16 protein-coding genes are annotated in these 21,694 nt (G+C 63.7%); 7 read left to right on the top strand and 9 right to left on the bottom strand.

The window, feature by feature from the left end; translation table 11 throughout:
- Nucleotides 1–27 precede the first annotated feature (27 nt).
- Both CLU90_RS17235 and CLU90_RS17230 read left to right on the top strand, forming a co-directional pair.
- Nucleotides 28–1,824 carry a GMC family oxidoreductase gene (locus CLU90_RS17235; protein ID WP_232731240.1) on the top strand — a complete coding sequence of 599 codons (1,797 nt, stop codon included), beginning with the start codon at nt 28–30 and terminating at the stop codon, nt 1,822–1,824.
- 14 nt (nt 1,825–1,838) lie between these two features.
- The gene (locus CLU90_RS17230) at nt 1,839–3,236 is read left to right on the top strand and encodes a cytochrome c (protein WP_100429499.1); all 1,398 of its coding nucleotides are present in this window, start codon (nt 1,839–1,841) and stop codon (nt 3,234–3,236) included.
- Nucleotides 3,237–3,299: 63 nt separating this feature from the next.
- On the opposite strand, the gene CLU90_RS17225 is transcribed toward CLU90_RS17230, so the two are convergent.
- The 9 genes from CLU90_RS17225 to CLU90_RS17185 form a co-directional block, all read right to left on the bottom strand.
- Nucleotides 3,300–4,445 (bottom strand): D-alanyl-D-alanine carboxypeptidase family protein, encoded by a 1,146-nt coding sequence (locus tag CLU90_RS17225; RefSeq protein WP_092717641.1) that lies wholly within the window; start codon nt 4,443–4,445, stop codon nt 3,300–3,302.
- Between the two features lie 113 nt (nt 4,446–4,558).
- Nucleotides 4,559–5,212 carry an alpha/beta hydrolase gene (locus CLU90_RS17220; protein ID WP_058050378.1) on the bottom strand — a complete coding sequence of 218 codons (654 nt, stop codon included), beginning with the start codon at nt 5,210–5,212 and terminating at the stop codon, nt 4,559–4,561.
- A 35-nt stretch (nt 5,213–5,247) separates the two neighbouring features.
- Nucleotides 5,248–5,565: a (2Fe-2S) ferredoxin domain-containing protein gene (locus CLU90_RS17215; protein WP_070310269.1), complete on the bottom strand. Its 318-nt coding sequence runs from the start codon at nt 5,563–5,565 to the stop codon at nt 5,248–5,250.
- A 40-nt stretch (nt 5,566–5,605) separates the two neighbouring features.
- The gene (locus CLU90_RS17210) at nt 5,606–6,793 is read right to left on the bottom strand and encodes a VanZ family protein (protein WP_100428496.1); all 1,188 of its coding nucleotides are present in this window, start codon (nt 6,791–6,793) and stop codon (nt 5,606–5,608) included.
- Nucleotides 6,790–7,404, bottom strand: a complete 615-nt coding sequence (locus CLU90_RS17205; RefSeq protein WP_092717647.1) for an ABC-type transport auxiliary lipoprotein family protein — start codon at nt 7,402–7,404, stop codon at nt 6,790–6,792. Before CLU90_RS17205 ends, CLU90_RS17210 begins: the two co-directional genes overlap by 4 nt.
- 12 nt (nt 7,405–7,416) lie before the next feature.
- Nucleotides 7,417–8,376: an MlaD family protein gene (locus tag CLU90_RS17200; protein WP_100428495.1), complete on the bottom strand. Its 960-nt coding sequence runs from the start codon at nt 8,374–8,376 to the stop codon at nt 7,417–7,419.
- On the bottom strand, nt 8,376–9,272 hold the full coding sequence (locus CLU90_RS17195) for an ABC transporter ATP-binding protein (RefSeq protein WP_100428494.1): 897 nt from the start codon (nt 9,270–9,272) through the stop codon (nt 8,376–8,378). Before CLU90_RS17195 ends, CLU90_RS17200 begins: the two co-directional genes overlap by 1 nt.
- Entirely contained in the window at nt 9,272–10,405 is a 1,134-nt protein-coding gene (locus CLU90_RS17190) for an MlaE family ABC transporter permease (protein WP_100428493.1), read from the bottom strand. The genes CLU90_RS17195 and CLU90_RS17190 overlap by 1 nt, the downstream gene beginning before the upstream one ends.
- A 57-nt stretch (nt 10,406–10,462) precedes the next feature.
- Nucleotides 10,463–11,983: a B12-binding domain-containing radical SAM protein gene (locus CLU90_RS17185; protein ID WP_100428492.1), complete on the bottom strand. Its 1,521-nt coding sequence runs from the start codon at nt 11,981–11,983 to the stop codon at nt 10,463–10,465.
- 133 nt (nt 11,984–12,116) lie between these two features.
- Between CLU90_RS17185 and CLU90_RS17180 the strand changes: the two genes are divergently transcribed.
- Genes CLU90_RS17180 through CLU90_RS17160 form a run of 5 tightly spaced genes read left to right on the top strand, consistent with a single transcriptional unit; the run spans nt 12,117 to nt 21,379 of the window.
- Entirely contained in the window at nt 12,117–13,724 is a 1,608-nt protein-coding gene (locus CLU90_RS17180; RefSeq protein WP_100428491.1) for a DUF2138 family protein, read from the top strand.
- Nucleotides 13,721–14,392, top strand: coding sequence for a DUF1175 family protein (locus CLU90_RS17175; RefSeq protein ID WP_100428490.1), 672 nt, complete (start codon nt 13,721–13,723; stop codon nt 14,390–14,392). The genes CLU90_RS17180 and CLU90_RS17175 overlap by 4 nt, the downstream gene beginning before the upstream one ends.
- The gene (locus tag CLU90_RS17170; RefSeq protein ID WP_100428489.1) at nt 14,389–18,939 is read left to right on the top strand and encodes an alpha-2-macroglobulin family protein; all 4,551 of its coding nucleotides are present in this window, start codon (nt 14,389–14,391) and stop codon (nt 18,937–18,939) included. Before CLU90_RS17175 ends, CLU90_RS17170 begins: the two co-directional genes overlap by 4 nt.
- A gap of 23 nt (nt 18,940–18,962) precedes the next feature.
- A complete protein-coding gene (locus tag CLU90_RS17165; RefSeq protein ID WP_198511231.1) occupies nt 18,963–20,621 on the top strand; it encodes a DUF2300 domain-containing protein in 1,659 nt (552 codons plus the stop codon).
- A 29-nt stretch (nt 20,622–20,650) separates the two neighbouring features.
- The gene (locus CLU90_RS17160) at nt 20,651–21,379 is read left to right on the top strand and encodes a YfaP family protein (protein WP_092717707.1); all 729 of its coding nucleotides are present in this window, start codon (nt 20,651–20,653) and stop codon (nt 21,377–21,379) included.
- The last annotated feature ends 315 nt before the right edge of the window (nt 21,380–21,694 follow it).

The raw sequence follows: 21,694 nt of genomic DNA, 5'->3' as shown, positions 1-21,694 counted from the left end.
CCCGATCAAAGAAAAAGAAAAACCATCATGCGTGATATCACACCAGATGTAAAAATGAAGCCTGTCGATGCCGTGATTGTCGGCTTCGGCTGGACCGGCGCCATCATGGCCAAGGAATTGACGGAGGCGGGCCTGAACGTGGTCGCGCTGGAACGCGGCGAGTACCGCGACACCTATCCCGATGGCGCTTATCCGAAGACGCTCGACGAGCTGACCTACATCCAGCGCAGCAAGCTGTTCCAGGATATGTCGAAGAGCACGTTCACCTTCCGCCACAGCATCACGGGCGTGGCCGTACCCTACCGCCAGATCGGCGCCTTCAAGCCGGGCACGGGCGTGGGCGGCGCGGGCTTGCACTGGTCGGGCATGCACTGGCGCGTCTTGCCGGAAGAGCTGCAAATCCGCAGCCATTACGAACGCCGCTACGGCAAGAAATTCATCCCCGAAGGCATGACGATCCAGGACTTCGGCGTGACTTACGCCGAGCTGGAGCCGCACTTCGATTTCGTCGAGAAAGTCTTCGGCACCTCGGGCCAGGCGTATAAAGTCAACGGCATCGTCGTCGGCGACGGCAATGTGTTCGAGGGCGACCGCTCCGACAATTACGCGCTGGCGCCGCAAAAAGTGCCGTACACGGCCGAGCTGTTCCGCCGCGCGGCCAAGGCTGTCGGCTACCACCCCTTCGTCAACGCCTCGTCGAACGCGTCCGGCCCGTACACGAATCCGTACGGCTGCCAGATGGGCCCATGCAACTTCTGCGGTTTCTGCTCGGGCTACGCCTGCTACAACTATTCCAAGGCTTCGCCCAACGTCAACATCATGCCGGCCCTGCGCATGGTGGCGAACTTTGAATTGCGCGCCAATTGCAACGTCGTGCGCATCAACCTCGACGGCAGCAAGGGTGGCAAAGCGCGCGCAACGGGCGTGACCTACATCAATGCGGACGGCAAGGCCGTCGAGCAGCCGGCCGACCTCGTCATCGCGAGCGCCTTTGCCTACAACAATGCGCATTTGTTCCTGCTGTCGGGCATCGGCAAGCCATATGACCCCGTCAGCAACGAGGGTGTGGTGGGGCGCAATATCGCCTACCAGATGATGTCCACCATCCAGACCTTCTTCAAGGAAGACACGAACACGAACCCGTTCATCGGCGCCGGCGGCACCGGCGTCGCGCTCGATGACTGGAATGGCGACAATTTCGACCATGGCCCGCTGGGCTTTGTCGGCGGCTCGCCCGCCTGGTGCAACCCGGCCGGCTCCAAGCCTATTTCCGGCATTGCCACGCCGGACGGCACGCCCGCCTGGGGTTCGGCCTGGAAAAAGGCCGTCAAGAAGAGCTATTTGAACACGGTCTCGTTCGACTGCCACGGCGCCAACATGACTTACCGCGACTGCTATGTCGACCTCGACCCCACCTACACGGACAAGTATGGCCAGCAATTGCTGCGCTTTACCTTCGACTGGAAGGAAAACGACATCAAGATGAGCCGTTTCGTCACGGACAAGATGATGAAGGTGGCCGAAGCCATGAACCCGGAATCGATCAAGGTGTCCGTCAAGAACGTGGGCGACCACCTGGACTTGCGCAACTACCAGACCACGCACTGGGCGGGCGGCACGGCCATGGGCGCGGACCGCAAGACCAGCGTCGTCAACCGTTACCTGCAAAGCTGGGACGTGCACAACGTGTTTGCCGTCGGTTCCAGCGTGTTCCCGGTCGGCATCGGCTACAACCCGACGGGCCTCGCTTGCGCGCTGACCTACTGGTCGGCCAAGGCTATCCGCGAGCAATACCTGAAAGATCCCCGTCCCCTGGTCGCCTGATGAAGAACAAGAAGATGAACAACACATTCACCAATACCGTGGGCGCGCTGCTGCTGGCGCTCGCCGCCAGTACCCCCGGCGCCGCCTGGTCGGCCGCCGCCACCGTCCCGAACGCCCAGCTGATACGCCAGGGCGAATACCTGGCCCGCGCGGGCGACTGTATCGCCTGCCATACGGCCGGCACGAAAGGCCAGCCGTTCGCCGGTGGCCTGGGCATGGAAACGCCGATCGGCAAGGTGTATTCCACCAACATCACGCCCGATAAAAAGGCTGGCATCGGCGACTGGAGCTTTGCCGATTTCGACAAGCTGATGCGCACCGGCGTGACGAAACACGGCTACACCGTGTATCCGGCCATGCCGTATCCGTCGTACTCGCGCCTGAGCGAGGCTGACATGCAGGCCCTGTACGCCTACTTCATGCACGGCGTGAAGGCGGACCCGACGCCGAACAAGGCGGCCGACATTCCGTGGCCGTTGTCGATGCGTTTCCCCTTGACCATCTGGCGCTGGGCCTTTGCCCCCACGCCGCAGCCTTACAAGGCGCCAGCTGCCGGCGATGCGCAATTGCTGCGCGGCGCCTACCTGGTGCAGGGCCTGGGCCACTGCGGCGCCTGCCATACGGCGCGCGGCGTGGGCATGCAGGAAAAATCGCTGACGGACGAAGGCAACACGACGTTCCTGGCCGGCGGCGGCGTGATCGACGGCTGGTCCGTGCCATCGTTGCGCAATGAGCATGGCGGCGGCCTGGCGCGCTGGAGCGCGGCCGAGATCGCCGAATTCCTGAAGACGGGCCGCAACAGCCATACGGCCTCGTTCGGCGCCATGAACGATGTGGTCGCCCATTCCATGCAGCACATGACGGATGGCGACCTGGCGGCGATGGCGAAATACCTGAAGTCATTACCGCCATCGAGCCCGGCCACGCCGGCCTTCGTGGCGGACGACAAGCTGGGCAAGCAATTGTTCAGCGGCATCGTCAATTCCAAGGGCGCGCAGTTGTACCTGGACCGTTGCGCCGGCTGCCACCGTTCCGACGGCAAGGGCTACGACAAGGCTTTCCCTGCGCTGGCCGGCAATGCCGTGCTGCAGACGAACGATCCCACGTCGGCCATCAACATCGTGCTGTCGGGCGGCGCCATGCCGGCCACGCGCACGGTACCGTCGGCGCTGACGATGGCGCCGTATGCGGACATTTTTAATGACGAGCAGACTGCCCAGGTGGTGACGTTTATCCAGACCAGCTGGGGCAACCGCGGCACGCCGGTGACGGCGGCGCAGGTGGCCAAGGTGCGCAAGGTGTCCGTGCCGGTGGAGGCGTCGCAGACGGAAGCGACGTTTGCGGCAGGCCGCCACGGCACCTTCTCGCCTGTGGCGCGCAAGCCGCACCTGAAGGATGCTCCCGTGAAGTAAAGTGAGCAGACGAAAAAAATGCCCGCAGCATCTGCGGGCATTTTTTATGGGAACGTTAAAAGCTTATTTCATCCACAGGCGCATCGAATCCCAGGCGCGGCCGAAGATCGTTGCCTGGTTGATGGTTTCCAGCGCCACGACTGGCAGTTCCAGCAGGACCTTGTCGTCGACCATCATTTTCAATTTGCCGACCGGGGCGTTTTCAGCCAGTGGCGCGACCAGCGGGTCCTTGCGTTCCAGCACAGGCTTCATCTTGGCAGCCGTGCCTTTTGGTACGGTGACGAGCACATCGCGTGCGAAACCGATTTTCACGGTGCTTTTCGAGCCTTTCCACACTTCCGGCGTGGCCACGGCCTGGCCTTTCGAGTACAGCTTGACCGTATCGAAGTTCTGGAAGCCCCAGTTCAGCAGCTTCTGGCTTTCCTGCGTGCGGGCCTGGTCGGACGAGGTGCCCAGCACCACGGAGATCAAACGGCGCTCGCCCGTGCCGCCTGGACGGCGGGCCGACGCGATCATGCAATAGCCGGCCGCTTCCGTGTGGCCCGTCTTCATGCCATCGACGGTTGGGTCCAGCCACAGCAGGCGGTTGCGGTTAGGCTGGGTGATCTTGTTGTACGTAAAGCTCTTGATGGAATCGATTTTGTAGAATTCCGGGTAGTCGGCGATCACGCGCTTGGCCAGCACGGACAAGTCTTGCGCCGTGGAATAGTTATCGGGGCTAGGCAAGCCATGCGGATTGGCAAAACGCGTGTTTTTCATGCCCATGCGCTGGGCTTCGCGGTTCATCAGCACGACGAACGTGCCTTCATCGCCGGCAACGGCTTCCGCCAGCGCCACGGCGGCGTCATTACCCGATTGAATCATCAGGCCGTGCAGCAAGTCGTCGATCGAGACGGGGGTAGCGGGGTCGATGAACATCTTCGAGCTGCTCGAATCGACTTTCCATGCGCGCACGGACACGTTTACTTTCTGGTCCAGCGCCAGTTTCTTTTCGCGGATGGCGGCAAACGTCAGGTAAGCCGTCATGATCTTGGTCAGCGAGGCTGGCTCGATGCGCGCGTCCGGATCTTGCGAAGCAATGATCTGGCCACTGGTGGCGTCAAGCAGCAGCCAGGACTTGGCGGCGATGGTTGGGGCGGGAACGGTTTGCGCGAAGGCGGCGGATAGGAAAAGTACACTGGAGGCCAGTGCCGCTAAAAGTTTTTTCATGGAGGCTGGTCTGCGAAAAAGATGAAGGCTGAGGGCCATGTTGTTGCTACTGACATGGCCGCGTGGAAAAAACGGATCAATTATAGCCGTGGAAGCAGGAGTAAGCCCACACTTCAATGATCATCTGCTGCGATTGCGGGTTTGTCACCATGCCATAGGGCAATCACGAGGTTCTTGATGTGATTGAGCTTGCGGTGGAAAAAGTGGTCGGCGCCGGGGATCACGATCACGGGTATGTCTTGTGGACGGGCCCAGTCGAAGACGGCGGACAGGGGGATCGTGTCGTCCAGTTCGCCGTGGATCAAGATGGTGTCGGCGGGAATATCGGCCATGGCCCACTTGCCGGCCGCGCTGCCGATCAGTGCCAGGCGCTCGACGGGCGTACCGGCGGCGGCCAGGCGTTCCTGCAGTTTCGATTGCACGAAGGTGCCGAACGAGAAGCCGGACAGGGCCACGGGCAAGCCCGGGTACAGGCCGCGCATGTGTTCATACAGCAACTGCATGTCGTCCGTCTCGCCCACGCCATGGTCGTGCACGCCTTCCGATGCGCCCACGCCGCGGAAGTTGATGCGCGCCACCACGTAGCCGAGGGCGACAAAGGCGCGCGCCAGGGTTTGCGTGACCTTGTTGTCCATCGTGCCGCCGTACAGCGGGTGCGGATGGGCAACGAGGGCGATGCCGCGAGGAGTGTCTGCCGGGAAATCGAGCAAGCCTTCCATGCTGCCTGCATGGCCGGCGAGGGTAAATTTTTCCGAGTTTCTGTTCATGATGCTCATACTGGTGGATATCTCTTAAATTGGCATTAAATCTTGAGGCGTTCGACGACCTTGCCGCCCACCAGGTGCGTATCGATGATTTCATCGATATCGCTGGTGTCGACATAGGTGTACCAGGTCGCTTCCGGGTAGATGACCAGCAGCGGGCCCTCTTCGCAGCGGTCCATGCAGCCGGCCTGGTTGATGCGGATCTTGCCCGCGCCATTCATGTCGAGTTCCTTGATGCGGCGCTTGCAATGCTTTTGCGCCGCTTCCGCGCCATGGTCGCCGCAGCTGTTGCGGCCATCTTCACGTTTGTTCATGCAGAAAAAAACGTGGCGTTCAAAATACGGTGCGTCGCTCATACTATCCTCCTGCGATTTCATCAATGCGCCATGATAGCGCTTATGGGGGGTCTTCGCGACGCTGGCGCTGCACATCTTCCTGCCGGTTCAGGCGATGCGAGGGCAGGCACAGGAACCACAGGGCCATGAAAGGCCACAGCAAGGCCAAAAATTGCGCCGCGCCATTGAAGTTCAGGAACTTGCCTTGTACCCAGCCTTGCAAGGTCGACATGAAATACGGGTTGATCGGCGTCGTATTCACCATCACCAGGCTCAGCAGCAAGGTGGCGGCCGCGATGCGGCGCTGGGCCACGTGGGGCGCGAAGGCCAGGCCGCCCAGCATGATCAGGCCGATCAGAAAGCCGCCCTGGGCGCCCGGCGTGATCCAGACGAAGGCGTTCTCCGGGGAAAACAGCAGCGCGCTGGCCATCGAGCGCACGATCAGGGCGGCGGTGATCAGGCCCAGCATCAAGATGGTGCGCGGCGCGGCGCGGCGCAGCAGGCACAGCAAGGTCAGCACGGCGCCCGTCATGCCGCAAGCCGTGATGATGGTTTCTGAAAGCCAATATTGCTCGACCGTCAAGACGACGTCGGGACGCAGGTACGTGGCCAGGTCGATATCGATGCCCGCCAGCTGCGACAGCCAGTCCGACAGGATGGGCAGCAGCTGGCCCAGGCCGAACAGATAGCCTTGCGGATAGATTTGCGCCAGCGGCCACAGGGCCACCAGCACCAGGCCCTGGCTGGCGTGCTGGGCAAACCAGCGCTGGCGCAAGCGGTACAAATGGCTATGGTCGAGCAGCTTGCGTGCCGACAGGGCGCCGATGACGGAACCGATCAAGCAGCCGGCCGCATTCGTATAAAAATCCAGGTTCGACGAGACACGGCTGGGCAGATAGGTTTGCACGGCTTCCATGCTGCCGGAAATGAACATGCCGCACAGGCTGGCGACGATGACGGCAAAGAAACCAGTAATCCTTGGAAACAGCGAATACACGATCAGCGCGCCCAGCGGGATGTAGCCGACGACGTTGATGCCCACGTCGAAGCCCGTCCAGTAACGGGGCATGCGCGTGTTTTCCAGGAACGTCAGCGGCGACAAACCATTGCTGTGCCAGCCCGTGAACGGGAACCAGCTCGCGTACACGATCAGGAACACGTAGGCGAGCAGGGTCGCGCGCGACACGGGCGAGGAACGGACGGGCGGCAGTGGCGCCGCCGGGCTGGCTGGGGATGCGGGGTCGGTCATTCTTTCGTGATATTCAGCGTGCCCAGCCAGGTCAGCAGGTCGGCGGCGATGGCGTCCGATGCCGCCGCCAGCGCTTGCGCGCCCCCTTGCGCGTCCGCGCTGCCGGCCGGGCCGCTGCGGCTGAAGGTTTTCTGGTCAATCAGGCGGTGGCCGCGAAACAGCGAGGCGCGCAGCGATACGTGGCCGCTGCTTTGCGTTTGCGTGTCGAAATTTTGCGAAAAATCATCGACGTCAATGCGCAGCAGGGGCATGCCGGCGGCCGCATCCGTGGTCGACAGCACTTTCACGCCGCTTTGCGCCACGCGCGTTTTCAGGCGCTGGCTCAGCAGTTGCAGCGGCGGCGTGTTCCAGCGGTTGTAGGCGTAGGGACGCGATTGCTGCGCGTCGGCATACAGCAGCCGGTAATACATGCGTTGGCTGTCGAGCCAGGACGGACCGTTGGCGTCGGCGATCACCAGCACGGGCACGGCCGGCGCGGCCGCTGGCGCGGACGTCAGCGGCGCGGCCGGGCCGAAATCATAGAAAGTGGGGACGGGGCCGCGGCTGGCGCAGCCGCCCAGCAGGAAGACGGCGGCCAGGGCCAGGGCGGTGAGATTGCGTGGGATAGGCATGCGGTGTTCTCCTTATTTGCCTGGCGCCGAAAAACCGGGCTCGCCCGGGCCGGGCGGGATGTCTGGGGCGCCGAACAAGATGCTCTGCGGCTGTTCATTGAGCGTGCTCATGGTGGTTTTCAGGGAGCGCATCGAGGAACGGGCCTCGCCGCTCAGCTCGATTACCTGCGGCAAGACTTCCAGCGACACGCCATTGGCCACCGTTTCCACCGAGCTGCCGACCCGGTCGACCGTGCCATTGACCTTGTCGAGCACGCCGCCGGGCGCCTGGATATCGTTGCCCAGCTTTTTCCACGTGGCCGTCAAGTCCGACACATTCTTGCTGGCCGTGCTGACGGCCGTCAGGGTTTGGCGCGTCTGTTCCGTCAGTTGCGGCAGTTGCGTCAGGGTCGGTTCCAGCTGCTGCGGAATGGCGCCGAAGGCCTTGGCTGCCTTGCCCACTTCCGTGAAGGCGCCCAGCATGGCCGCCTGGTTGTCGGGGCTGAGCAGATTGTTGACCTTGTTGGTGATCTGCTCGGCCTGGTCGAGGATGCGCTTGCCCCGCTTTTCCAGCTGGTCGAGCAAGCCCGCGCGCAGGGGAATCAGCGAAGGCTTGTCCTTGCTGGTGCCCAGCAGTTTCGAGCCCACGTGCTCATCGTCGAGCTGGATGTAGGCGATGCCCGTCACGCCCTGGTAGCCGAGGGTGGCAAACGTGGTATTGGTGACGGGGGTGTCGGGCGCCACGCTGATGTGCACGAGGATTTGCCCCGCCTTTTGCGTGTCGAAGTCGATGGCGTCGACCTTGCCCACTTCCAGTCCCCGGTAGCGCACGGTCGCCTGCGGATTCAGGCCCGGCACGGACAGGGTGGTGGCGAGCAGGTAGGGCACGCGTTCCACGCGGTCGCGGTTGAACCAGACGCCGAACAGGATGGCGGCCACCAGCAGGGTGAGTGTAAAAAATCCCGTCATCAGGGCATGTGATCTGTTTTCCATTACTTCTCCGCTTTCTTGTCTGTGCCGGCGTCGCCGCCCGGCTGCGCCGCATTGCCCGCCGCCTGTTTTTCATCGAGGACGGCCAGCGCGCGCTTGCCGCGGTCGCCGAGGAAAAATTGCTTGATGAACGGGTGGTCCACCTGGATGACTTCGCGCGTGGGGCCGATGGCGATCACGTGTTTTTCCGCCAGCACGGCGATGCGCGTGGACAGGGCGAACAAGGTGTCGAGGTCATGCGTGACCATCACCACCGTCAAGCCCAGCTCGCGGTGCAGCGACTGGATCAGGGCGACGAAACTTTCCGACAAGTCCGGGTCCAGGCCCGCCGTCGGTTCATCGAGGAACAGCAGCTTCGGCTCCAGCGCCAAGGCGCGCGCCAGTGCCACGCGCTTGATCATGCCGCCCGACAAGTCCGATGGCATTTTGAGCGCATGTTCCGGGCCCAGTCCCACCATATTCATTTTCAATAATACCGCGTCGTGCACCAGCGCCTCGGGCAGCACGCGCAATTCGCGCATGGGCTGGGCCACATTGTCGAACACGGTCAGGGCCGAATACAGCGCGCCCTGCTGGAACAGCATGCCCCAGTGGTTGCGCAACTGTTGCAGCTGGTCGGAACTTGCCCGGTTGATATCTTCGCCGAAGACTTTGACGCAGCCGCGCGCCGGATGTTCCAGGCCCAGCATCTGGCGCAGCAGCACCGTCTTGCCCGTGCCGGAGCCGCCCACGATGGACAGGATCTCTCCCCGTTCGATTTCCAGGTTCAAGTCCTGGTGCACAACGGTGCGGCCGAACTTGGTCCACAGATTCGTGATGTCCACCACGGGCGCGCTGCCGTGCAGGTTGAACTGGCCGTCCTGGCTCGTGCCGCAGGCGATATCGGTGTCGTCCGTCATCAGTAGCCCACTCCATTGAAGACGATGGCGAACACGGCGTCGGCCAGGATCACGACGGTGATGGCCGTGACGACGGCGGTGGTGGTGCCGCGTCCCAGGCTTTCCGTGTTGGCCTTGATGCGCAGGCCGAAGTGGCACGAGACCAGCGCGATCAGCATGCCGAAGATGGCACCCTTGCCCAGGCCGATCATGTAGTTGGCCAGCGGCACGGCGTCCGGCAGCTTCTGGATGAAGTAGCGGGCCGACAGGTTCAATTCCACCTTGGCCGCCACCATGCCGCCGATCAGCGCGGCCGTGTCCGTCCAGATGACGAGCAGGGGCATGGAAATGGCCAGGGCCAGCACTTTCGGCATGATCAGGCGGAAACCATGCGAAATGCCCATCACCAGCATGGCGTCGAGTTCTTCCGTGACGCGCATGACGCCCAGCTGGGCCGTGATGGACGAACCCGAACGCCCGGCCACGAGAATGGCGGCCAATAGCGGCCCCAGTTCGCGGATGACGCTCATGCCCAGCAGGTTGACCAGGTAGATGTCGCCGCCAAACGCGCGCAGCTGCTGCGCCGACAAATAGGACAGCACGACGCCGATCAGAAAGCCCACGAGGGCCGTGATGCCCAGCGCCTGGAATCCCGCATGGAAGATATTGGCGGAAATTTCACGCCACGGCCCGCGCATCGGATGGCGCGCGAAGCGGCCGATATCCTGCGTCACCTGGCCGACCAAGGCAATAAAGCCCTTCAAATGTTCGAAAAACAGCAGGATGGCCATGCCCAGTTTCATCACGGGCGTAAGGCGGTTGGCGCGCGAGGGCGGCGTCGTCAACGGCCCCGTTTCTTCGATGCGTCGGAAAAACTCTTCCTGCGATGGCGCCAGGGTCAGCTGCGCGGGGCGTTGCTTGCCCCAGGCATTCCAGAACAGCTGGGCGCCGATATGGTCCATGCTGTCGATGGCCGACAGGTCCCATTGCACCTTGGCATCGCCCTGCAAGGGCTTGAGCTGGGCGTCGATGGCCTTGATCGCATTGTCATGCGCGAGGGCGTGCACCTGCCAGGTGCCGCTGGCGGTCACGATGGCTCCCTGTTGGGGGCTGGTCTGGGAGAGGGTCAGTTTCGGCGATTGTACAGTCGGCATCGTGCCAGTTTAAGGGAGAATGGCGCAGACCGCCACCGCTGTTCAATCGCCGGCCTGTCAGGACGCCAGGTGGCGCGCCTGCCGCTGGGGCAGGGCGACGTCCGGGCGCACCTTGGCGCTGCCAGTACTCGCTTCGGCTGGCTTGGCATGCGCGGCCGCTTGCGCGCCGCCCGCATAGTCGCTGGCCACGAGGGCGTTGGCCTCCAGCGCGCTCATGCCGCGCGTCTGCAGCCATTGCGCCACCAGCTTGGCCAGGCGCTCCATGGCGATGCGGTGGGTGGCGTCCGTGTGGGCGTACAGCCAGTTCGAAAAATCCATGAAGTTTTCAAACGGCGACTCGCCCAGCATCCATTGCACCGTATTGGCAAAACGGCCAGAGTTGGCGACCAGGTCCCAGTAGCGGGCGAAGCGCACGAGACGCTGCATGCTCATGAAATCGAGCTGCTTGTTCGCCAGGATGGTGTAGGGCGGGTGCGGATCGAACACCATGCCATAGTTTTCCGTATGGCGGATGATGGGCGTGCCGCGCAGCCGTTTCAATATGCCGAACTGGATTTCATGCGGTTTCAAGGCCACCAGCTTGTTGAAGCCGGCCGCGAAGCTCGCTTCATCCTCGCCCGGCAAGCCGGCGATCAAGTCCACGTGCAGGTGGGCGTTCGATTCCTCGCACAGCCAGCGGATGTTGTCGGCCGCCTTTTGATTGTCCTGCTTGCGGCTGACCAGCGATTGCACGTCCGGATTGAAGCTCTGGATGCCGATCTCGAACTGCAGCGCGCCGGGCGGGAATTTGCTGATGCCTTCTTTCAAGGCGTCGGGCAGGTGGTCTGGCACCAGCTCGAAGTGGGCGTAGATCGGGTCGTCCGGATTCGCCTCGATCTTGTCGAGAAAGAACAGCATGATCTTCAGGCTGGTCTTGATGTTCAGGTTGAAGGTGCGGTCGACGAATTTGAACAGGCGCGCGCCGCGCGCATGCAGGGATTCCATCTCGGCCAGGAAGTTCTCGAGCGCGAAGGGCCAGGCCGTCTTGTCCAGCGCCGACAGGCAGAATTCGCACTTGAACGGACAGCCGCGCGACGCTTCCACGTAAATCGTGCGGTGGCGGATATCGTCATCTGTATACAAGGAGTAGGGCAGTTGCAGTTCCGCCAGCGGCGCTTGCACGCCCGCATGGATCTTCATCAGCGGTTTTGGCCCGTTGAGGATCTCGCCGCACAGCTTGGGGAAGGTGACGTCGCCCCAGCCCGTGATCAAATAGTCGGCCAGCTTGACGATTTCCTGCTCGCCCGCCTCATGCGACACTTCCGGCCCGCCCAGCACGATGACGACTTCGGGCGCCACGCGCTTGAGCATGGCCACCAGTTTGGTTGTTTCCTCGACGTTCCAGATATATACGCCAAAGCCGATGATGCGCGGCTTGTTGATGAGGATGCGCTCGACCAGTTCCGTGGTTTTCGTGCCGATGACGAATTCCTGCAGCCGCGTCTGCGCCTGCAGCGGGCCCATATTGGCCAGCAGATAGCGCAATCCCAGCGAGGCGTGGGTGTAGCGGGCGTTCAGGGTGGAGAGCAGGATGGTCATGGCGGCGATGAAAACGGCGAAACCGCTATTTTACGCTGTCGCGTCAGCTGTGCGCTGCGGCAACAAATGCCATGTTACCATTTGTCAATAATTACTAACTTGTCAATGCTGCGGCAGGCTAAAAGGATACAAGGTGCTGGCGAAAAAAGTACTCAATAAAAAAGTCCTGCTCGGGACGCTGGCCGGCGTGGCCGTGGTAGCGGCCGCACTGGTCGGCTACCGGGTTTTCGGCTGGGGCGCGATGGGACCGGTCAACGGCCTGAAGCTCGATTTATCCAAGCCCGACGCGTTGGTCCGCACGAAAAGCCTGTCGGCCTTGCCGCGCGACCTGCTGACGGTGCCGCTGGCGCGCGACGTGCTGCGCGAGGATTTCCTGTTCTATTACGAGCAAAGCGAAGACCGGCTGGGCCTGAAGGGCAGTTTGCGCCGCATCGCCTATGAACATGAGCTGGGCTGGGGCGACCAGTTGCTGCGCATGGTGCTGGACCAGCCGGCGGAAGTGGCCTTGTGGCGCGACGCCGACGGCTCGCTCAAGCATTTCGCGATTGCCGTGTCGCGCAGCCAGCTCACGCGTTTGCTCGAGGAAGCGGGCAAGATCGCCTTGAAGGATACGCAGATGCGCGTGGCCGGCAGCTTGCGCGTCGATGGCGGCCAGGTGCCCGTGTATGCGCTGAACTATGCCTACCAGCGCACCTTGCTGTTTGCCGCGCATGGCCAGCGCCTGGTCATCCTGTCCCATCCCGGCATGCTGTATGACGGCAGCGATGGCAAGCATGGCGATGGCACGGCCGAGAAAACCGTGGCCAGCCTGCTGGCGCCCGAGCCGGCCAAGCAAAACGTCTTTCATGCGCAATTCCATCTCGACGGCGCCGCGCCCGAAGGCCACAGCATCGCCGTCAAGGCGGACTTCCTGTCCTTCGGCTACCAGCCCTTCTTTGGCGCGTTAGAGGCGCTGCGCTTCGATTTTCAACAGGGTGCCTGGCAATCGAAGGTGCTGCTCGACGCCGACAAGCTGAAAAACGGTGGCTACGACAGCAGCGCCTTGTGGCCCGTGCTGCCGCACAACCCGAGCGCCTGCTTCAGCGTGCCGGTGGACTGGACCGCGCTGCAGCCTGTGTTGAAGCGCCTGGGCAGCAAGACCTCGGAGCCGGTGGCGCCGCTGGCCGGGCACCTGCAAGGCCCGGCCGCCGCGTGCTGGTACGGCAATTCACGCCTGCATACACCGGTGTTCGTGGCCACCCGCAGTGCGCAGGCCGGTGATGACACTGTCTATGGCAGCCTGTTCGAGGCGGCCATCGGCGGCAAGGACCCCGTGCGCAAAACGACAGGTAAAGATGGCGCCATTCGTTGGGAACGCAGCGTCGCCACGGCGCTGGGCCAGTCCACGCCGGCGCTGGCCGTGGCCGGCAACACGGTCGTCTTTTCGGCCGACGGCAAGCTGGTGGACCAGGTGCTGGCCGTGCGCCGCAAGCAGGCGCCGGCCGCCAGCGACCTGCTGCCCGATGGCGCGCGCACCATCGGCCTGATCGCGCCGGCGTCGCTGGCCCGGCTGATCCAGCTGGAAGCCTTCGATACCCTGCCGGCGAATAACGAACCGGTCTTGCGCGCAGCCGCCAACGAACACCTGGTGCCGCGCCTGAACGCCTTGAAAAAATATCCGCCGCTGCGCATGGTGCTCAAACGGCAGCCGGCCAGCGGCACGTCGTGGGAAGCGCTGGAATGGCAGGAGACTGCACGATGACGCTGTGGCATGGACGCCGTGCCGCCTTGCGATCGCTGGCGGCCTGCGCCGCCACCGTGGCAATGCCCGCGTGGGCCTTGCGCGCGGCGGCCGAGTCGCAAGTGCAGCTGTCGCAAGCCCAGAGCCGCGCCTTCCAGGCCTGGATGCTGCGCATCGTCAACGCGCAGATTGAACGGGGCCCGTCGCCGCGCTGGACGCACCGCGATTGCGCCGGCCTGGTGCGTTTTGCCGTCAATGAAGCGCTCACCGTGCATGACGCGAAGTGGCTGCATGCGAATGGCATCGCCAGCGACCGGCGCCTGCCGCCCGAGCTGGAACTGGACGCGAAGCAGGCCGCCTTGCGCAACCGCTGGGTGCAGACGGGCGGCAATGTCGGCCACTTCGTCACGGCGCTGGCGCTGGTACAGCACAACAGCCGTTTCATCGCCCGCGAAATCAGCCAGGCGCTGCCCGGCGACCTGCTGTTTTTCGACCAGGGCGACGAACAGCATCTGATGGTCTGGATGGGAGCGCGCATCGCCTACCACACCGGCACCGTCACCCCCGACGACAATGGTCTGCGGACCGTCGATATCAAAGAACTTACGAGCTGGAAGGACACGCGGTGGCAACCTGTGGTCAACAATCCCAATTTCGCCGGCGTGTTCCGGCTGGCGTTCCTGTCATGAAGCCTATTTCTGTCATGAAGCTGCTATGTTTGGGCCTGCTGGCGCTGTTCATGCTGGGCAGCGCCTCCGCGCAGCAGCGCGAGCCGAGCAACTACAGCACCTTCAAGGGCGAACCGTTCTTCCTGCTGTCGGACGCCAGCTATGGCAGTCTTGATGAAGCGCGCGTGCGCCTCGAGGTACCGGGCCGCGACATGGGACGCATGAATCTGGAAGCGTATTCGGGCGCCGACATCGTCGTCTACCGCGTGCCCGAACCGATGGAATTCCTGAAAAAGCAGCGTAATCTGCACCGCATCCAGGTCGAGGGCAATTACCAGGGCGAAGGCCTGGCCAACACCTTGAGCTTTTTGTGGGATAGCTGGTGGAAGCAGTCGCGCCTGGCCTGGCGCAAGCTGTTTTCCGGCGAGGCGCGCCTCGCGGTCACAAAAGAGCAGCCGCAACTGGCGACCAACGACGCGATCCGTCGGCGCACCGTGTTCGCCAACCATCCGCAGTACAAGCCGATCAAGGGCATGGAGCTGGTCGACAGCTTCCGCTATCCGATCTGGCAAGCCAAGGCCATCGCGCCACCGAAAGGCGTCAAGCTCGATGGCTCCAGCAGCGACTTCATCGTCGCTGGCGCCGGCAACGTGATGATCCCGCTGGGCAAACGCAAGCCGGGCCTGTACCTGATCGAAGCGATCATCGGCGAGCACCGCGCCACCACTTTGGTATTCGTGTCGGACACGGTGGCCGTCACCAAGGTATCGTCCGGCCAGATGCTGGTGTGGACGGCGCGGCGCGACAACAGCGCCGCCGTGGCGGGCGCCAATGTGGCGTGGACGGACGGCACCGGCGTGCTGCAGTCGGCTGTCACCGGCGCCGATGGTGTCGCCTCGCTCGAGCGCGGCAGCCCGGAACACACGTATGTGCTGGGCCAGGACCGCGCCGGCGGCGTGTTCGTATCCGAGAATTTTTACTATGACAGCGAGATCTACAACACCAAGATCTATGCCGTGACGGACCGACCCCTGTACCGGCCGGGCGATGAAGTCAACGTCAAGTTTTTGGGACGCGAATTTACCTCCGCACGCAACTCGCAGGCGGCAAGCGCGGCGCCGATCAGCTTGAGCGTGCTCAATCCGAACGGCACGCCGCTGCTGACGCAAACGCTGCAGCTGTCCGGCGACACGGGTGCCGACACGCGCTTCCGCCTGCCCATGGAAGCGACCGCCGGCGGCTATGAACTGCGTTTCAATTACAAGGATGGCGTGTATGGCGCGGCCTTCCGCGTAGCCGAATACGTCAAGCCGCACTTTGAAATCAACGTCCAGCCATCGAAGCCCGAATTCAAGACGGGCGAGGCGGTCAAGGGCAGCATCGCGCTGCGCTACCCCGATGGCAAGCCCGTGAAAAACGCGAAGATGACCTTGTCCTTGCGCGGCCAGCAAAACACCATGGTCGAAGGCGAACTGCGCTACAGCGGCCTGTTTCCCGTGGCCTTGAAGACCGAGGAGGTGACGAGCGATGGCAGCGGTAATGTGGACTTCAGCTTGCCGCCCGCCGCCGATCCCTCGCGCTACATTTTGACGGTGCTGGCGACCGATGGCGCGGCCTACCGCGTCAAGGCGACGCGCGAGCTGATGATAGAACGCTCGAGCAGCAGCTACCAGCTGAAGGCCACGCGGCAGTTTTCCGATCCAGGCCAGGCCGTGCATTTTGATTTGCTCGCCGATGGCCAGGGCGCGGCCAGGCCCCTGCGCTGGGAGATGGTGCAGCTGGAAAAACAGAGCAAGACCGACGGCGCGTTCGATCCAAACGCCAAGGGCTGGGACGTGACGTTCCCCGCATCGGGTTCGTACCAGTTGGCGCTGCGCGACGAGCGCGGCAACCTGCTGGCGGCCGCCAGCCACTGGGTGTCGGGTGATGGAATCCAGACCACGCCGGGCAGCATCGAGATCGTGCTGGACCGCGCCCGCTATCGTCCGGGCGACACGGCCGAAGCCTTGATCACGTTCTCCGACAAGGTCGACCAGGCGCTGTTCACGCTTGAGCGCGACAAGGTGGAGCACCATGGTCTGATGGCCGGCGCCGCTGACTGGTACCAGGCGAAGCGGGTGGCGCCGCGCCAGTGGAGAGTGCGCATCCCCGTAAAAGAAGAGCACGGCCCGAACATGACGTTTTCGGTGGCGTACACGCGCAATGGCGACTTTGTGTTCGAGAACGCCGGCCTGCAAGTGATCGAGCCGCGCATCGCGCTGCAGTTCAAGAGCGACAAGGAGGTCTACCAGCCGGGCGAGAAGGTCACGCTGGACGTCAAGGCCACCCTTGATGGCAAGCCCTTGAGCACGATGGTGGCGCTGGGCGTGGTCGATGAAATGATCTATGTACTGCAGCCGGAAATCGCACCGGACATCGGCGACTTTTTCTATCACCCGCGCCGTAACAACGTGCGCACGACGGCCAGCCTGTCCTTCATCAGCTACGACATGGCGCAGGGCCGCACAGCGGGCGCGCCGGCGCGCCACAATTACAACGAGCGTGGCGTGAAGGTGCTCGAACGTCCGCGCCGCGACAATATCGACACGGCTTACTGGGCGCCGTCGCTGAAGACCGACGCGAATGGCAACGCGCGCGTGAGTTTTACCATGCCCGATGCGCTGACCCGCTGGAGGATCACGGGGCGCGCGATGGATGAACAGGGGCGAGTGGGCCAGCGCACCGCCTATCTGCGTTCCGATAAAAATTTCTATGCCAAGTGGACGGCGCCCGACTGGATGCGCGCCGGCGATGCGCCACGCGCTTCGGTGGCCGTATTTAACCAGACGGGCAAGGAGCATACGCTCGACGTCGTTCTCTCCGGCGGGGCACAGCCGAAGACGGAAAAATTGACCGCCAAACCGGGTGTCAACTACGTTGAATTTCCGCTGGCGGCTGGCGGCGGACCGCTGCGCCTGGAGCTGAAACAGAATGGCAAACTGGTCGACGCCTTGGACACGGCCATGCAAACCTTGCCCGCCGCCTGGAGCAGCCCGCGCTCCTTGGCGTTGCCGCTCGATGGCGCCACCGCGGATATTCCACTCAAGCTGCCGGCGGATGCGCGCAATATCCGCGTCTCGTTCGCCCAGGGAGCGGCCAGCCAGTTCGCGCGCATCGCCGACGACCTGATCGACTATCCATATGGCTGCGTGGAGCAGACGGCCAGCCGTTTGATTCCGCTGGCGCTGGCCACGCAAAGCCTGGGGCCGGACGCTGGCGCGGCAAGCGAACGCCTGCAAACGCTGCTGACTGCGCAGCGCCTGCGCCTGGTATCGATGGCCGGCCCGAACGCCGTCTTCGGCTGGTGGGGCAATGCCACGGCCGGCAATGCATTGATGACGGCCTATGCCTATTACGCGGACTGGTACGCGGCGCGCGCGCTGCACATCGAGCTGCCGCCCGAGCACTGGAACAAGCTGCTGGCCGTCTACAGCGAACATGGCTTGAAGGATGCGATGGGCGACCGCGCGCTGGTGCTGTGGATGGCGCGCGAGATGGGCCTGCCCACGCAGACCCTGGCGGCGGGACTCGTGGACGACAGCGCGATCGCCGTCCTGGGCGGCAAGCCGCGCCAACCTGGCGACAGCGGTAGCCTGCTGCTGGGCGGGGCATCTGACCGCGAAGCGCAAGCGATGTCGCTGGGCCTGGTGGCGCTGGTGGCCAGCCAGAATGGCATCGCCTTGCCGCATGGGCTGCAACTGCAAGTGGCCAGCTCGTGGCAGGTGCTGCGCGAGTCCAAAGCGCCGGTGGCGCAGGCCCTGCTGATGCTGGCCGGCGAAGTCCCCCCGTCGCAGGCCGACGCCGTGCTGGCCAGTGTGCGCGCCGAGATTCCGACACTGGACCGCGCGATGACCTTGATGTGGGTGCAAAAGAAGCTGGGTGGCGTATCGTTCGGCAAGGGCCCGGCCGTCGCGCTGGACGGCGCCTGGCAAAAACGCGACAGCCGCAGCGGCCAGCCGGTCTGGCGCTGGACGGACGCCAAGGGCGCGCCGGATAAATTACGTCTCGCCGCACCGGCGCCGGCCGGCACGGTGGCCGTGCTGCAGTACGACAGCCACGCGGCCGAAGCGCAAACCTTGCCGGTCGCCGTCGAGCGCCGCATCCTGCGCATGAAGGCGGGCAAGGGCGGCTACACGACGGAGCTGGTCAAGCCGGGAGAGGCGCTCAGCACGGACGCGTTGTATCTCGATGAAATTACCTTGAAAGCGGCGCCGGGCGCGAAGCACCGTTTTGGCTTGCTGGAAGTGGCGCTGCCGCCGGGCGCCATGGTCGAATCGACTACTTGGGGCATGGTCATGGCGGGCGACAAGCCGGCCGCGCTGGAACGCGCGCGCCACACGGAGCGCCGCGACGGCTACGCTGTGCCGATCGAGCCTTTGGCCGGCGAGGTGACGGTGCGCCATTTGCTGCGCTTTGCGCAGAAGGGCAGTTACGTGCTGCCGCCGGCGCGCTTTTACCGCATGTACCAGCCGGAGCAGAAAGCCTTCGAAGGCGGCGGCAAGACCACGCGCGCACTGCAGGTCGAGTGATGGGCTTTGCACGTCCTGCATTGATGCTTGCCACGCTGCTGGCCATGCCTGCCTGGTCGGCTTCATTGGACGTGGCCTGGTGGCGCAACGGCAAGATGGAAGTGCGCCAGCTGCGCCAGAGCGGTGTCGCGCCGCCGCTGTTCGACGGCGCGCGGCAAGTGCCGCTGGCCAGCTTGTGGAAGCTGTTCGTGTATGTGTACGCGACGGATAACAAGGTGGCGATGCCGGACTACCGCTGCGGCGGCCGCGATCCGGAAGAAGTGTATTGCTGCGATGCGGGCCAGAGCATCGGCCACGATGCGGCGCTGGCGCAATCGTGTGGCCCATTCTTCTCGCCTGGGCGGCTGATGATCACGGCCACCCCATGGCGCAAATACTGGACCGGCCGCCTCGGTAGCGCGCCGGCAGGCGACTTTTCCTGGTTGTTCGACCCTGCGCAGCTGGCACCAAAGCGCATGGTGCGCCTCGATAGCCTGCTGCGCGCCCTGGACAGCATTCCGGCTGCCAGCCGCGTGGACGCGGAAGCGGCGCTGCTGCGCGTGGTGCTCGATGGACGCGGCGCCGGCACTGCCCGTTGGTTCGGCAGCCAGCTGCGCGTGAAGACGTATTCCTGGCACGAGCAGCGCCGCGAGAACGAACGCATCGGCGGCGCGGCCGGCTGGCTGGCCGACGGCACGCCCATCTGGTTCGGCGGCGCGGGCGGCAGCAGCAATGTCTTTGAACAGTGGGCGCCCAGGCTGGCCGCCAGCTTGCCGAACGTAGGCGCGGCCGACGATGGCGGTTGCGTGGTGGTCGATTATTTCAAGCGCTATCCGATCCGCACCGTGCGCGGCGAACGTGGCGTGGCCGCACCTGGCCCTCTGAATGGCCGCTACCATGTGCAATTCGACAATGGCCAGAACCTGGCCTTGCGCAGTACCGGCGAGCTGATGCTGCTGCAAGAGAAGGGCGGCCGCCCGCAATTGCGCGGCCGCTTTGGCGTCAATGAATATGTGGCGCGTGTGCTCGACCGCGAGGCGAATGCCAACGAGCCGGAAGCGGCCAAGGCGCTGGCGATTGCCGCGCGCACGTATCTGCAGCAGAACGCGGTGACGGTGGCGGGCTGCCAGCAGATCGCCGACAGCAGCGCGACCCAGCGCGTCAGTCCCAGCCCCGCCACGCCGGCGGCGCTGGCGATTGCGCGCTGGACCGACCAGCTGATCGTCGATGGCGTCACCGTGCGCTATCACAGTAACCAGGCGTCCGAGGGCACGATGGCGTGGAGCGAGGCGGTGCGCCAGGCGAAACAAGGCAGGTACTATGATGAATTGCTGGCGGCGGCCTATCCGGGCGGCGCCCTGAGCACCTTCGGCAATACGGGCGCGCGTTGCCGGCGCCTGGCGCAGAACGAGGATTGGCTGGCGCGGTCCGTGCCGCGCTGGCAGCGCGTGCTGCTGCGCGAGGCCGGTTATGAAGCGCCGCCGCAAGCGCCGCTGGTCTGCGCCTTGCAAAGCGGCGCGCCATATTCGGAGCAGTCGCGTAACCGCATCTACATGCGGCCGCTGGCCACGCGCGAAGACCGCATCACCCTGGCCCATGAATATCTGCACCTTGGCTTGCGCAATCATCCGCGCGGCCAGGACGAAGAATATGTCGAGCGGCTGGCCCGCCGGCTCGTCGACCTTAACCTGGAGGCCCTGTGAGTTTTTATATCCGTTGCGCGATTCCGCTAATGCTATTGCCACTATGGGCGCAGGCCCAGGTCACCATCGACGCACCGAAGAGCGGCTGGCGCAATTCGGCCGGCGCGCGCGAGGACTATACGCAAGCGGTCAATTACCCGGCCGCGTCGGTCAACCTGCAGCCGGGCCAGGCCGAAACGGCGCAGATACGCGGGCGCATCGCGGGCGCCGTCAAGGGCAAGCCCGCCACCTTGGTCGTCAACGGCGTGGCGATGCCAATGGAAGTGGGCGAAGACGGCAGCTATGGCCGCCCGTATGGCTTCGGCAGTGGCTCCAATAGTGTGGAAGTACGCTCGCCCGACGGCAGGAGTCGCGCGCGCACCCAGTTTGTCGACGGCTACCAGGGCAAGACCCAGGCGCGCCTGCGTGTCGTGCTGTCGTGGGATAGCGCCGGCACCGACCTCGACCTGCACGTGGTCACGCCGGACGGCGGCCACGCCTGGTACGGCAACCGCGTATTGAAAGATGGCGGCGCGCTGGACGTGGACGTGACGACCGGCTATGGCCCGGAAATCTTTTCCAGTTCGGCGCCCGTGAAGGGCAATTATCACGTCTACGTCAATTACTACGGCAGCGGCGAAAACACCTCCGTGCTGACGGTGGCCCGACTGTCCATCATCACCAACGAAGGCACGCCGCGTGAAAAATTGCAGAGCTTCCAGGTGCCGATGCGGGCCGCCGGCGAGCTGACCCTGGTGAAATCGTTCGTGTTGCCGTAAATGGCCCTTGCGCCGCCGTGGCGCCTTGGCTATAATTCGCCCCCTCGCTGAACGACGCATGCAAATGCTGAGAGCGGTGAGGAAAAGAAGGAGTTGACGGATTTAGCGAAATGCTTCATACTCTTCCTTCTTCGCAGCTGACAAACACAACGCTTTGTCGATAGCGCGAAAGTGGCACCGAATACAGTTCTTTAACAATTAACAGTCGATAAGTGTGGGCATTTGATGTAAGTGCAGCAGTGATCTTCGGATCGCTGTAAAACTTAAAATATCAAATGTTCACAAGAAATAATGAAATAGGCGCTACGAAAGTAG

It is taken from the genome of Janthinobacterium sp. 67 (genome assembly GCF_002797895.1).
Classification (GTDB): Bacteria; Pseudomonadota; Gammaproteobacteria; order Burkholderiales; family Burkholderiaceae_D; genus Janthinobacterium.
This window is presented reverse-complemented; position numbering and strand designations above follow the sequence as displayed.

Bases quoted from the DNA above. Each gene is read 5' to 3' on its own strand.
- CLU90_RS17235 (WP_232731240.1), top strand. From the start codon at position 28: ATGCGTGATATCACACCAGATGTAAAAATGAAGCCTGTCGATGCCGTG.
- CLU90_RS17165 (WP_198511231.1), top strand. From the start codon at position 18,963: ATGCTTGCCACGCTGCTGGCCATGCCTGCCTGGTCGGCTTCATTGGAC.
- CLU90_RS17230 (WP_100429499.1), top strand. From the start codon at position 1,839: ATGAACAACACATTCACCAATACCGTGGGCGCGCTGCTGCTGGCGCTC.
- CLU90_RS17190 (WP_100428493.1), bottom strand. From the start codon at position 10,405: ATGCCGACTGTACAATCGCCGAAACTGACCCTCTCCCAGACCAGCCCC.
- CLU90_RS17170 (WP_100428489.1), top strand. From the start codon at position 14,389: ATGAAGCCTATTTCTGTCATGAAGCTGCTATGTTTGGGCCTGCTGGCG.
- CLU90_RS17195 (WP_100428494.1), bottom strand. From the start codon at position 9,272: ATGACGGACGACACCGATATCGCCTGCGGCACGAGCCAGGACGGCCAG.
- CLU90_RS17175 (WP_100428490.1), top strand. From the start codon at position 13,721: ATGACGCTGTGGCATGGACGCCGTGCCGCCTTGCGATCGCTGGCGGCC.
- CLU90_RS17185 (WP_100428492.1), bottom strand. From the start codon at position 11,983: ATGACCATCCTGCTCTCCACCCTGAACGCCCGCTACACCCACGCCTCG.
- CLU90_RS17205 (WP_092717647.1), bottom strand. From the start codon at position 7,404: ATGCCTATCCCACGCAATCTCACCGCCCTGGCCCTGGCCGCCGTCTTC.
- CLU90_RS17200 (WP_100428495.1), bottom strand. From the start codon at position 8,376: ATGGAAAACAGATCACATGCCCTGATGACGGGATTTTTTACACTCACC.
- CLU90_RS17225 (WP_092717641.1), bottom strand. From the start codon at position 4,445: ATGAAAAAACTTTTAGCGGCACTGGCCTCCAGTGTACTTTTCCTATCC.
- CLU90_RS17210 (WP_100428496.1), bottom strand. From the start codon at position 6,793: ATGACCGACCCCGCATCCCCAGCCAGCCCGGCGGCGCCACTGCCGCCC.
- CLU90_RS17160 (WP_092717707.1), top strand. From the start codon at position 20,651: ATGCTATTGCCACTATGGGCGCAGGCCCAGGTCACCATCGACGCACCG.
- CLU90_RS17220 (WP_058050378.1), bottom strand. From the start codon at position 5,212: ATGAACAGAAACTCGGAAAAATTTACCCTCGCCGGCCATGCAGGCAGC.
- CLU90_RS17215 (WP_070310269.1), bottom strand. From the start codon at position 5,565: ATGAGCGACGCACCGTATTTTGAACGCCACGTTTTTTTCTGCATGAAC.